The organism is Martinezella lusitana, from assembly GCF_900094565.1.
GTDB classification, from domain to species: domain Bacteria; phylum Pseudomonadota; class Alphaproteobacteria; order Rhizobiales; family Rhizobiaceae; genus Rhizobium; species Rhizobium lusitanum.
Map to the genome: position 1 here is coordinate 52,868 of NZ_FMAF01000017.1, position 12,695 is coordinate 65,562.

Here is a 12,695-nt window from a genome sequence, read left to right on the forward strand (position 1 = left end):
TGACTTCTATCATTTTGTAGGAAAAACTGCAACTCAACGATCGAGTAGGTGCGCGAACACCTACCCGATCTAGCCACAACCAAGCTTACGGGAGCTCGGATCATGACTGATTCCGACAATAGCAGAACTTTGCCTCCGGTCACCCGGGGAGAATTCCATTCCTTCGTGGCGGCGTCTTTACCCACATATCCGGAGCTTGCAGCCTCACTCACCGGGCCGCTGGAGGCTTGCAAAGGCGATCTCGCGTTCACGATATGGCATGAATGGTGTGCGGCCCGGCAACATGTGATCGAATCATGCTTGCGACAGCAGGGCCTGGAAACCAAGCTCCTTTCGATTGTGGGCTCACCGCTGCAAGCTTCCGAAGCCGGAAAGGCTGCCGACGAAGTCGGATACAGCGAGGCTCTCCAAGAAGAGCGCCATGCATTTGCCCTCGAGGGAGAGATGGCGGAAACCCTGTGGGATACGCCGGCGGAATCGATCACCGGCGCAACCGCGAAACTCCATGCCGTCGTCACAAAGTGGCAACCCTCGCTCATCAGCGATGAGTATCCTTGGCCGCAAATCCGTTCCGTCATAGCCGATCTGCTGAAGATCGATGTGGAAATGTCCTTCTCGCAGTCCGGCGCAGCGACGTAGGAGCGATCAACACCAGCTTTCAGTCCGAGTTGCGCTTGGGTCAACTGGCATCCGCGATGCCGGATTTCTGAGGACTTCGCTCCAGTGATGAACGCGTGGTGGAACGCCTTCCGCCGCGGCGGTGCTGGCTGTGCCAAAAATCAAAAAAATTGGGAACTCGATAATGAAACAAGAAAATTCATTTCGTCCGCTTCTTCTGTCGGCCTTGCTGATCTCGCTTGCGTTCTGGAGCATTCTTTCGGGGCCGGCCCAGGCACAGGAGCTTCGCATCGCGACCTCCTACAAGCTGATGACGCTCGACCCGCATTACGCCAATCTCAACGAAAACACCTCGCTGCTCTCCCACATCTACGAGCGGCTCGTCTATCAGGATGAGCGTCTCGATCTGAAGCCGGGCCTTGCCGTCTCCTGGCGCGCGACATCCGGCACGCAATGGCAATTCAAGCTGCGGGAAAACGTCCGCTTTCATGACGGCTCGCCCTTCACCGCAGACGATGTCGCCTACACGATCGCGCGCATCAGGGATTTCCTGAACTCGCCAAGCGGTGGCTTTCGTTCCTATGTAAGCGAGATCAAGGCGGTCTCGGCGCCCGATCCTCTCACCGTTGTCATCGATACGAACGGCAATGTCCCCAACCTGCCGCTGGCCTTTTCCTCGATCTTCGTGATGCATCGACCGGGGCAGGGGTTCCAAGCCACGGAGGAGCTCAATGCCGGAAGCCCTCCCGTCGGCACCGGGCCTTATAAGTTCGAGAGCTGGAGTTCCGGTGAGATGCTGAAGCTTACGAGGAACGACGACTATTGGGGCGGCAGACCCGCTTGGTCCGAGGTGACGTTCCGGATCATCGAGAATCCTGCGGCGCGGGTGGCGGCTTTGGCCACCGGGGATGTCGACGTTGCGGACGCCATTCCGGCACGCGACGTGGCCTCGCTCAAACAGCGGGGCGCGAGGATCGAGAGCGTCACTGCGGCGCGTGTCAATTTCCTGCAGTTCGACGTGGAAAGAGAGACACTTCCCGGCGTGACGAGCAAATCCGGCGAGCAGATCCCCAACCCCTTCAAGAACCCCTTAGTGCGGCGTGCGCTTGCGATGGCGACGGATCGCGGAATTATGGTCGACAAGATCCTTGCCGGTTACGGTACGGCCGCGATACAGGTTTTCCCGGGCGGTCTGCCGGGCGCTTCGTCCAATCTGAAGCCGGAGGATCCGAATTACGACGAAGCGAAGGCGCTCCTCACAAAGGCAGGCTTTCCGAACGGCTTCAACGTGGTTCTCGCCGGACCCTCCGGTCGCTATCCCGGCGACGGTGAGAGCCTCCAGGCGATCGCGCAAAGCTGGGCGCGCATCGGGGTCGCCGTCCAGCCCACCGCCTTTCCGTTCTCGGTCTTCAACACCAAGCGCGCTAGCGGCGACTTTGCCGCCTGGTACGGCGGCACATCCGGCGAGACGGTCGACATCATTCTCCATGCTCTCCTGGCCTCGCCAAATCCCGAACGGGGAACCGGAGCCTTGAACTTCGGGCATTATCGGAACCAGGCCTTCGACGCGATGCTTGCAAAGGCGGAAAGCATCCAGGAAGGCCCGGAGCGGAACAAGGCGCTTGCCGAAGCGACGGATTTCGTGATGGCCGACCAGCCGATCATTCCCCTCTATCACTTCCATCACATCGTCGGCTTCGGCCCGCGGATTGGCTCCTATGTGATGCATCCCCGCGGCTGGACGACCGCGATGCAGACGCTTCCAACGACGGAGTGAGAACCATGGCCTTGATTTCAGCAGCATTCGGAAGACTGGGCCAAGCCTTCCTTCTCCTCCTTGCCATGTCGTTGATCGGTTTTATCGGCATTCACAGCATCGGCAATCCGGTCTTCAACATCGTCAACATCGAAACCGCCACGCCTGAGGATATCCAGCGCGCGACGGTCGCGCTGGGACTGGATCAACCGATCTGGCGCCAGTACTTCCTTTTCATCGACAACGTCGTCCATGGAAACTTCGGAACCTCATACATCTATCATCTGCCGGCTCTGGAGCTGGTGATGAGCAAGCTTCCCGCGACGCTTGAACTCGCATGTATCGCGATGCTCATCGCGGCTCCGGCCGGAACAGGAGTGGGGCTCCTGGCCGGCCGGAGGAGGGGAACACTGCTCGACCGGAGCGTGCTCAGATCGAGCGTGTTCGCACTCAGCGTCCCGTCATTCTGGCTGAGCATGATGCTGATTCTCATCGGCGCCGTCCTAACAGGCTGGTTTCCATCCGGGGGCAGGGGCGCGACGGCGAGCTTCATGGGCCAGGAGTGGAGCGTCCTGACCCGGGACGGCCTCTGGCACACGGTTCTTCCGGCGCTTGCGCTGGCAATACCGAACATCGCGCTGATCGCGCGGCTTTCGCGATCCGGCACGATCGAAGTCGAGAGCCTGGACTTTACGAGGTTTTGCCGCGCGAAAGGGCTTTCCCCACGAAGGATCCTGCTTCGCCACACTCTACCGAACATCAGCGTGCCGATCATGACGATCATCGGCCTGCAATTCGGCGGCATGCTCGCCTTTGCGGTGGTGGTGGAATCGATTTTCTCGTGGCCGGGCGTCGGCAAGCTCCTGATCGACTCCATCCAGCTCCTCGACCGGCCGGTGGTGATGGCGACACTGACCTTCATCTCGGTCGCCGTCGTCGCCCTCAATGCCTTTGTCGATCTCTTCCATGCCGTGCTCGACCCGCGCGTGCGCCTGTCTTCATAAAGGGAACTGCCATGAAAGCTCACATTCTCCGGGCGTTGAACCGGCGTCCTCAATGGCAAACGCTGACCCCGTCCAAAATCCTGCTTGTGGCCTACATCCTGCTTGCCCTTGCCGCACCGGCGATCGCGCCGCAAAACCCATACGACCCCCTGCAAATCTACGGGTGGGAGGCATCCTCTCCTCCGGGTACGTGGGGCAGCGGCGGCTATCTTTACCTGTTCGGAACGGACGGGCTCGGCAGGGATATCGTCAGCTGTATCCTCTACGGCTTGCGCATCAGCCTCGTGGTGTCAGTCACAAGCGCAGCGGTCGCCGCCCTGATCGGGCTAACGGCGGGTGTTAGCGCTGCCTATTTCGGCAGGTGGGCCGACATCGTGATCATGCGGCTCGTCGACCTACAGCTCAGCCTGCCGACGATCCTGATCGCCTTGATCGCGATCGTCACCCTCGGGCCTGGAATTGACCGGATCATTCTGGCGCTGATTATCGCCCAGTGGGCAAGTTATGCCCGGTTGGCGCGCAGCGTGGCACTCAGTGAGACGAACAAATCCTACATGGATGCGGCCCGGCTCATGCGGTTGCCGACCTCCAGGATCATCTTTCGCCACCTGCTTCCTAACAGCATCGCGCCGGCCGTGACCTTGATCCCGATCGAGGTCGGCCATGCCGTTGCACTCGAAGCGACCCTGTCCTTTCTTGGCCTCGGCGTTCCGATCGACAAGCCGTCACTGGGCTCCACAGTCGCAAACGGGTTCCAGTACCTTCTGACCGGCCAATACTGGATCAGCCTTTTTCCTGGCTTGGCTCTCTTTGGGCTGATCGCAAGCATCAATCTCGTCGGTGAAGATGTCCGACGCCGTCTCGATCCAAGGAGCCGTCCGGTATGACTCAAAACACTGGAAGAACGCCTCTGCTTCAGGTGAAGAACTTTAGCCTTCGCCATCGTTCGGCGTCCGGACCGTTGACGATCCTCACCGACGTGAGTTTCGAGCTCGGACGCGGCGAGATCCTCGGCGTCATCGGTGAATCGGGGGCCGGAAAGTCAACATTGGGCAATGCCGTCCTCGGCTTGCTTGCGCCTGAGTTTGAGGTGATGTCGGGTACGATCGAATTTGACGGCAAACCGATCGACGGCAGGAAAAAGGGGGAGGGCGCCATCCGAGGACGCCGGATATCCGCCATCTTCCAGGACCATACCGCCTCGCTCGATCCCTTGATGAGCGTCGGCGCACAGGTAGAGGAGACAATTCTGGCGTTCGACGGCTCACTTTCGAGGCGTACCGCCCGTCTACGTGCTCTTGACCTCCTTGATCGCGTCGGAATTCCGGAGCCGCGGCAGCGATACAGTAATTATCCTCACCAATTCTCTGGAGGGCAACGGCAACGGGTGGTCATCGCGATCGCGCTGGCGGGATCTCCCGACATCATCATCGCTGACGAGCCGACCTCAGCGCTGGATGCTACGGTCCAAAAGCAGATCCTCAAGCTCCTTCGAACCCTCGTCGACGAGACGGGCGTCTCCATTATGTTGGTCACCCACGACATGGGTGTGGTGTCCGAGATAACCGATCGGGTTCTCGTCATGCGAAAGGGCCAGGTGGTGGAACAGGACCGCACCGCGATCATTCTCGATGCGCCCGAAAACGACTACACCCGCAGCCTGCTTGCCGCAGTTCCGCGGCTGCGGATATCGGCGGCTGCAGTAGAGCCAGGAACCAATGGCAGCCGGACCATGTCCTCCGATTGCGGAGAGGGCGCCAAGGTTCTTCTCGTCGCAGAGGGTGTTTCGAAAACTTTCTCCCCACAAGGGTTCTCATGGAGCCTTGGCCGGAACGCGGCAAAGTTTGCGTTGCGGGACGCAAGCATACGGCTGCCGCGCGGCGAGATCACCGGCATTGTCGGAGAGAGTGGAAGCGGAAAGACGACGTTCGGCCGGATCATCGCCGGACTGGACATGGCCTCAGTGGGACGGGTGACGATTGGCGGAAACGAGTTCGATGTTTCAAAGAGTGGCCGTAGCAATGGTCTACTGGGCCGTGTGCAGATGGTTTTTCAGGATCCCTCTGTTTCGCTCGATCCCAGGATGACCGTCGGCGAGACATTGCATGAAAGCATCCGCTTTGGCGTGGATATGTGTTCTGGTGAAGAACCCGCGGACGTCGGGACGATGACGGATCAGCTTGGTCTCTCCCGGAACTTGCTCGCCCGTTATCCACACCAACTGTCGGGCGGCCAGAAGCAGCGCGTTTGCATCGCACGGGCGCTGCTCGCGAGGCCTGAGATAATAGTCGCCGACGAGCCGACCTCCGCGCTCGATGTGTCCGTACAGGCCGAAATCGTCACGCTTCTCAAAGACAGCATCGCCGAGAGGGATATGACGATGATCTTCATCTCCCATGACCTTGCCGTCGTGCAGCAGCTCTGCAGTTTCGTATATATTTTGAAGGACGGCCGGGTCGAGGATTTCGGGTCCTCCGACTTCATCTTCTCGCAATCGCAAAATCCATACACGCGCACCCTCATCGACGCCCGGCCCCTCCGGTTCACGTGCTGAGTGCTGCCGGGCCGCAGCCCCGCGCCAGCGGCCCGGTGTTCCACATCCGTTTCTCAGACATTGGTGGTGTCTTGCAGCCACAAAAGGTGACATATGAATGACAGGTTCACATTGGCCGTCACGGGCCAATCCCTTATAAAATACGACATCCGTGCTATCCGTGCTCCGGCGTTTCAGGAGGTACAGACCCTGCTTAACCGCGCGGATCTTTCGTTCACCAATTTTGAGGGAACGATCCTTGGAAGCCATGGTGGATGGCCGCTCAAGGGATCATTCTTCGGCTGTAGCGATCCTGTCGTCCTGGATGCGCTTCAGGCGACCGGGTTTCGGGCACTTTCGCTCTCGAACAATCATGCGTTTGATCTTGGCCCGTCCGGTGTGCTCTCGACCCTGGAAGAGGTCGAGAAGCGAGGTTTCCTCCATGCCGGCCTCGGCCGCAACCAATTCGAGGCTTCGCAGGCAGGCACCGGAACAATCGGCGGACGACGTGTCGCCATCGTTGCGATGGACGGGGGGCCGGGTCCCGACTTCATGTATGCAGCGAATGCAGACATAGGCCGCCCTGCGCGCCCCGGCGTGAACCGGCTGCGTCTTTCGCAGGTCATCAAGGTTGATGACGCAGCCTTCGGGCAGCTTCGCTCCATTCGGGAGAGTGTTGGCTACACCGCGATTGACCTCACCAATGACAGCCAGCCCGACGACCCTTCGTATGTTGATCCGCATGAGGAGATTGGTATCGCTCGCACAATCTTCAAACGATCGGAGATATTCGGCAGGAGCGTCAAAATTGACGAGTACGATATTACTCGGAACCTCGAGGCAATTGCTTCCTCTGCCAGGGATGGCTGCCTCGTCATAGCCTATCTGCACCATCACCACTGGGCATCTGACTGGTACGAGGTACCGGAGTGGGTCGGCGGCGTTGCAAGACAATGCATCGACGCAGGTGCGGCGATGTTCGTCAGCCACGGCGCTCCGGTCCTACAGCCCATGGAAATCTATCGTCGCCGTCCGATTTTTTACAGCCTCGGCAACTTCATCTTCCATGTCAGGTCGGAAAAATCGTCATGGCGAGCGCCTGAGGTCTGGGAGAGCGTTGTCGGTGTGTGCTCTTACGGGCAGGATAACGATCTGATCGACATCAGCTTCTATCCTATCGTGATCGGCGGAGAATACGGATTGAAGGATCGCTTGCTCGAAAGCCGATTGGTTCCACACCTCGCGACGGGAGGCAGCGCCGAAAGAATCCTGCGACGATTCAAGGAGCAATCGGCAAGTCTGGGCGTACAGATCGAATTGGAAGGCGGGATAGGTATTCTTCGCATCTAATTTTTCGGCCTGATCGGTATGTGGTTCCGGGCTTTGGACGCTCCTGTGATCTGGAGGTGAGGGGACGGATGACAGCCATCGGATACTTACCGGGCATCGCCACCCAAGAGCATAATCATTCATCGCCTATGAGGGAATTGAATGTATTCGACTGAACAAGAAACGATGGGCGTTCGCGACGAGCTTATCGGCCGATTTTTCCGCTACGTTGCCATAGAAAGCCAGAGTAATGCCGCTTCCACGCATTTGCCATCTTCTCCGGGGCAGGTTGAACTCGCCAGGCTGCTGGCGGAGGAGATGCGTGGTCTCGGCGTTGATGACGTCGTGGTCGACGAGCATGCGATCGTGACGGGCGTAAAGCGCGGCAATAGCCCGGGCGCCCCGCGCATCGGTTTCATCGCGCATCTCGATACGGTCGATGTCGGCCTCTCTCCGGTAATCCGGCCTCAAATCAAACGCTTCGAGGGGCTGGATCTGTGCCTCAATCCGGAGAAAGACATATGGTTGCGGATCTCAGACCATCCGGAAATCCACGGCTGGCGGGGCGAGGACATTATTGTCGGCGACGGAACGAGCGTGCTCGGAGCAGACAACAAGGCAGCCATCGCGGTCATCATGACACTCCTTACCAGGCTTGAGCCGTCGCGGCCTCACGGCGACATTTTCGTCGCCTTCGTTCCGGACGAGGAAATCGGACTACGCGGCGCCAAGGCGCTCGATCTGAGCCGCTTCCCGTGCGACTTCGCCTATACCGTCGACTGCTGTGAGCTTGGCGAGGTCGTCGTGGAGAATTTCAACGCCGCATCCGGTGAGATCGTCTTTACCGGCGTCAGTGCTCATCCGATGTCGGCAAAGGGCGTGCTGGTCAACCCGCTGCTGATGGCGCTCGACTTCATTTCCCATTTTGACCGCAACGAAACACCGGAACGCACGGAGAAACGCGAAGGCTATTTCTGGTTCAAGGACCTTGTTGCGAACGACAGCGAGGCCCGGCTCAAGGTCATGATCCGTGACTTCGACAAGGTCAAATTCGAGCAGCGGAAACAGCGTATCGGTGATGTCGTGGAACGGATCGCCTCGCAATACCGTTCAGGATCGGTGCAGTACAGCGTGACCGACACCTATCATAATATCGGCGACTACCTTCAGAAGGACAACCGCTCGGCCGAGCTGCTGTTCAACGCCCTGGGTCGGCTTGGGATCGAAAAAAAGCTCACTCCGATGCGTGGCGGAACCGACGGGGCCGCCCTGTCTGCCCGAGGTCTACCGACCCCGAATTTCTTTACTGGCGCCTATAATTTCCATTCGCGCTTCGAATTCCTGCCGGTTCCGGCGTTCGAGAAATCCTACGAGACCGCTCTCATGCTCTCCACTCTTGCTGCGGAAGGGGGCAGTGATCCCCGGACGTCAAAGCATGATTCATGAGCTAGCGAGCCCCGTATGCTCATGTGGCAGAATGGAATTTATCTGAGCCAGGTGTTTGCTTCACAAGAATGAGTGGATAGGTGAGGGGCATCTGTGAGAGATGTCACATCGTTTTGATTTGATGTATGTCCGGGCGCTTCGGTGCCAAAGGTTACAGGGCTCCGGGTGGAGGTTTCAACCCCGGTTGGGGATCATGGACAGACATTTGCGGGGCGGACCGCAGACGAAACGTCGGGAGGATTGGTAATGAATTTGAGTGACGCGACAGTGTCGGATAGCAGTGAACTGCGCCCGGTGATCGGGCTTACCCGGGGCCTGGATACCGCAGATATCGAGACTTTAACGATCAATGCCGTCCGGCTCCACAGGCTACTCGTGGACAAGGCTGATCAGTTATTCCAGGCATTGCCAGCAGACCATAAAACGGGAAAAGCTGTTGGAGGCGAGCAGCACCTCGAATACGTGGAGGCTATGATCGCGATGCACGCGCAGATGAACGCGCTGAATACGCTGGTTGGAGTTCTGGGTTATATCCCAAACGTATCCGTCAATTGATGCGTTCGCTCAGATGAGCCCTGCCCGAATGGCCAGTGCAACCAGGTGCGGCATGGTGTGAATCTGAAACCGCTTCCTGGCTTCTTCGAGCTTGCTTTTGACGGAGTTGTATTTGACACCCTCCAGATCGGCGGCTTCGTCCATCGTTTTACCGACGGAAATCCAATGGAGATAGGCGGCTTCCTTGGGATCCAGCCAGGCTGGGTGCTGTTCACTCGGCGTCAAGGGCAGGAAAGACATACGGGCATGGAGTTGCCCCACAGCTGCGGCGGCGGCCACAGCATCGATATCACGTTCAAGCTCGATCATGGTTTTTTCGGAGGCAAGCGTGAACATTGACGTAGATCCGTTTGCTGCCTTGACGGGAATGGTGATGCCGGAGCGAATGCCGAAGTCGGCGGCCTCGGCGTAAAACGCCCGCTCAGCTTTGGACAGGCGGTGTCTGTTCTGTTCGCCGCTCCAGGTGAAGAGCTGTTTGAAGGACTTGGCGCGTCTAACGACCGGATCGATGGCCGCTAAATTCCGTTGGAAATAAGTCTCTCGCCATTCGGGATGATAGTTGGACGCAGCAATCGTGTGACCGGGCTGGATGTGTAGATAGGCGTAGCCTTGGAAGCCGGCTTGTTTCGTAAGGTGTGCCAAGGCTTGCTTGAGGATTTTCTCGTCACCCCTGATCGCCGAGAGATCAGTCAGTCTGTCCAACCAATGCTGCATTTGGTCACTCCCTTCGGTGGTCAGTTGGGACAGGTCATTGTGCACCACTAGACTTTGTTATTGCAAACCAAATGGAGAAGCTCACCCAAGTGCATCATGCCGGCGTTTAGGGTAGGGGATCAGCCCTCTTCGTGCAAATGCGCCATGAACACTTCGGCTGGCGTTTTGTAGCCGAGGGACGTTGGTGCGCGGATCGTTAATCGCGGTGGGTTAGGTGCGGTGGCCAGCTCAATAACCGGTCTCCGCCACGATGCCTTTCAAGCACGACGCCTCCCGCCGCCATCGTATTGGCAAGATGAAGTTCCAGGTCACGAACTGGGCAGAGTATGAGGCTGGTCTTCGCCGACGTGGCAGCCTGATGCTTTGGATGACGCCGGAGGCGCTGTCGTCCTGGCAGGCGCCGAAGCGGACAACGCGCGGTGGACAGCCGCGTTATTCCGATCTGGCGATTGAAACTGCCCTGACGCTGGGACTGGTGTTCGGCCTGCGGCTGCGCCAGACGGAGGGCTTTTTGACTTCAGTGCTGACCCTGATGGGACTGGATCTCGCCGTTCCCGATCATACGACCCTGAGCCGTCGGGCAAGCAAACGGCGATTGCCGGACGGGCGGCGACAGCACCAAGCTCGGGGAAAGGGACATGTCCACGTCCTCATCGACAGCACAGGGTTGGAAATCTACGGTGCGGGCAAATGGCTGGAGGAGAAACACGGTGCCAAATCACGTCGGAACTGGCGAAAATTGCACCTGGCTCTGGATGCCGGCAGCGGCGACATCATCGCCCACGTCATGACCGACCAAGATGCCGGCGACGCCTCGCAGGTGGAGGCGCTGCTTGACCAGATCGATGCGCCGACCGGACAGTTCACGGCCGACGGCGCCTATGACGGCAGTCCAACTTATGACGCCGTGACCTGGCATAGTGCCGGTGCTATGGTGGTCATTCCGCCACGCGCAAACGCGGTGAAAGGGCCAGATGCCGATCCCTTGAGCCAACGAGACCGCCACATCGCGGCGATCAACACCGATGGCCGGATGAAGTGGCAGGCTGCGACCGGCTACGGGAAACGATCTCTGGTCGAGACCGCAATCGGTCGCTACAAATCGATCATCGGATACAGGTTGCGGGCGCGCTCATTCGGAGCGCAGCAAAGTCTCCATAGGCTGTGCCGTCCTCAATCGAATGCTGGCATGCGCACGCCCGAAATCCGTCCGCTATAAAACCGTCACCGCGTAGCCAGAGCATCAAAGACAGAAATCGTTCTTTCAGCGACCGATGCACCAACGCTGCTGACCGGTCATTCGTGCGCCGAGGGCGCCTCCATTTCCGAAAACATCCGTCAAATTCAAAACCCGTAGGAGGAAATTTCTACGTTATGGGGGCATCAAAAAAGTTTGCGAAAAGCCCGTGTAGAGGATCATCCACAGAAGGAGAATATCGTGAAACTTATCCAAAAGTCCGACCGGGTGCCTCGCCTCTCTGCGTGCCCTAGGTGAGGACGGCGAGGCAGAGGGATCACTATAATCTTTACAATCATGCCTAAGCACATTATATGTTCTCCACAAGGAGAATGATTATGAGTGCCACCCTTCGAGAATATACGCCTGCCGAGGCGGCTGCGGTGAGTCAGGTCGGGCTCAAATCGGTGCATAACGCTATCGATAAGCGAATTATAGATACCGGGCTTGCGAGCCATCGTGGGCGTGCGCTGACCGATGATGATCTTCTTCGTCTGAAGTTGTGGTATGGAGTTGGCTCAATCCTTAGCGCCGAACGCCGCAAGCGACTGTTCCAAGCCATCAAGGACAATCCGATGGCGCCGACCGTGAGAGCGGACGATTATCTGATCGTCGACGTCGCAAGGGCGAGGGAGCAGCTTTCCGCTCGCGCGGACGCCCTTAGGGAAGCCGAAACCATCATCCAGAGCGTCAAAGGTATAGTCGGCGGTGATCCCGTATTCACAGGAACGCGCGTACCGGTCCGCATGATTGCCTCGATGAAAGAGCAAGGGGCTACGACCGAGGAGATCCTTGAGGGCTATCCTTCCATTACCTCACATATGGTGGAACTCGCCGAGATTTGGACCGCCGCCCATCCTTCACGTGGGCGGCCCAAGAAACTTTCGGACCAGGGACTGACAGTAAAATCGACGAAGCGCCTTTCGCTCAAAGGGGATCCGAAGCCAAAATCGTCGGGCGTCTCTTCTTGAAATTCTTGATTGATGAATGCCTTCACACCTCACTCGTGGCCGTCGCGCAAGATCTTGGCCACGAGTGTTCCCATGTGAACTGGCTGGGACTGAGCGGCGAAACTGACTGGGATCTTATGCCTCGCATCGTTGAGGGCGATTTCACGTTTGTGACCAATAACGCACGGGATTTTCGGAAGCTCTACGCGAAGGAAGAATTGCACGCCGGCCTTGTCATAATCGTGCCGCAGGTCCTTCCTGCAAGGCAGCGCGAGCTGTTCAGCGCTATAGTCGATGAACTGGCGGCCACGGACAATCTGGTCAATGAGGTCATTGAAATATCTCTTGAGGATGGTGCGGCTGTGGTGACCAGATACGTGCTTCCGCTCGCTGAGTAAGGTTTTTGGAGAACCTAGTCCAAGTGCACCAAGTTTTGCCGAGATGTGGGTAGCAAACAGCACCAGCAGTACGGATAAATGTCTTATATTTTAATGACTTAGTGAATCGCACGTAATAGTAATTATGGAACTTCTTTAAATCACTGCCTTTGTAG

Annotated in this window: 11 protein-coding genes and 1 pseudogene; 11 read left to right on the forward strand and 1 reads right to left on the reverse strand. The window is 58.1% G+C overall.

The genetic code is table 11. From position 1 onward, the window contains the following. The first annotated feature begins 102 nt into the window (after window positions 1–102). The 8 genes from GA0061101_RS25890 to GA0061101_RS25925 all read left to right on the forward strand — a co-directional run bounded on the left by GA0061101_RS25890 (window position 103) and on the right by GA0061101_RS25925 (window position 9,241). The gene (locus GA0061101_RS25890; RefSeq protein ID WP_051963641.1) at window positions 103–639 is read left to right on the forward strand and encodes a hypothetical protein; all 537 of its coding nucleotides are present in this window, start codon (window positions 103–105) and stop codon (window positions 637–639) included. A 163-nt stretch (window positions 640–802) separates the two neighbouring features. Continuing rightward, window positions 803–2,395, forward strand: a complete 1,593-nt coding sequence (locus GA0061101_RS25895; RefSeq protein ID WP_092575635.1) for an ABC transporter substrate-binding protein — start codon at window positions 803–805, stop codon at window positions 2,393–2,395. 5 nt (window positions 2,396–2,400) lie between these two features. Continuing rightward, window positions 2,401–3,378 carry an ABC transporter permease gene (locus tag GA0061101_RS25900; protein ID WP_037197782.1) on the forward strand — a complete coding sequence of 326 codons (978 nt, stop codon included), beginning with the start codon at window positions 2,401–2,403 and terminating at the stop codon, window positions 3,376–3,378. A gap of 11 nt (window positions 3,379–3,389) precedes the next feature. Further along, window positions 3,390–4,265: an ABC transporter permease gene (locus GA0061101_RS25905; RefSeq protein WP_037197780.1), complete on the forward strand. Its 876-nt coding sequence runs from the start codon at window positions 3,390–3,392 to the stop codon at window positions 4,263–4,265. Then, window positions 4,262–5,932, forward strand: a complete 1,671-nt coding sequence (locus tag GA0061101_RS25910; protein ID WP_037197778.1) for a dipeptide ABC transporter ATP-binding protein — start codon at window positions 4,262–4,264, stop codon at window positions 5,930–5,932. Before GA0061101_RS25905 ends, GA0061101_RS25910 begins: the two co-directional genes overlap by 4 nt. Before the next feature lie 93 nt (window positions 5,933–6,025). Continuing rightward, window positions 6,026–7,261 carry a CapA family protein gene (locus GA0061101_RS25915; RefSeq protein ID WP_037197777.1) on the forward strand — a complete coding sequence of 412 codons (1,236 nt, stop codon included), beginning with the start codon at window positions 6,026–6,028 and terminating at the stop codon, window positions 7,259–7,261. Window positions 7,262–7,426: 165 nt separating this feature from the next. Beyond that, complete coding sequence (gene pepT, locus GA0061101_RS25920) at window positions 7,427–8,686, forward strand: peptidase T (protein ID WP_037197907.1); 1,260 nt, start codon at window positions 7,427–7,429, stop codon at window positions 8,684–8,686. A gap of 246 nt (window positions 8,687–8,932) precedes the next feature. Further along, window positions 8,933–9,241: a transcriptional repressor TraM gene (locus tag GA0061101_RS25925; protein ID WP_037197776.1), complete on the forward strand. Its 309-nt coding sequence runs from the start codon at window positions 8,933–8,935 to the stop codon at window positions 9,239–9,241. Window positions 9,242–9,250: 9 nt separating this feature from the next. Here the strand turns inward: GA0061101_RS25925 and traR are convergent, their stop codons facing one another. Next, a complete protein-coding gene (gene traR / locus GA0061101_RS25930) occupies window positions 9,251–9,955 on the reverse strand; it encodes an autoinducer-binding transcriptional regulator TraR (RefSeq protein ID WP_037197774.1) in 705 nt (234 codons plus the stop codon). Between the two features lie 250 nt (window positions 9,956–10,205). Between traR and GA0061101_RS25935 the strand changes: the two are divergent. From GA0061101_RS25935 to GA0061101_RS25945, 3 genes and pseudogenes are all read left to right on the forward strand, one after another. Continuing rightward, window positions 10,206–11,190: pseudogene (locus tag GA0061101_RS25935) on the forward strand (IS5 family transposase). Between the two features lie 340 nt (window positions 11,191–11,530). Then, a complete protein-coding gene (locus GA0061101_RS25940; protein ID WP_037197773.1) occupies window positions 11,531–12,163 on the forward strand; it encodes a DUF433 domain-containing protein in 633 nt (210 codons plus the stop codon). After that, on the forward strand, window positions 12,160–12,540 hold the full coding sequence (locus tag GA0061101_RS25945) for a DUF5615 family PIN-like protein (RefSeq protein WP_092575638.1): 381 nt from the start codon (window positions 12,160–12,162) through the stop codon (window positions 12,538–12,540). The genes GA0061101_RS25940 and GA0061101_RS25945 overlap by 4 nt, the downstream gene beginning before the upstream one ends. Window positions 12,541–12,695 lie beyond the last annotated feature (155 nt).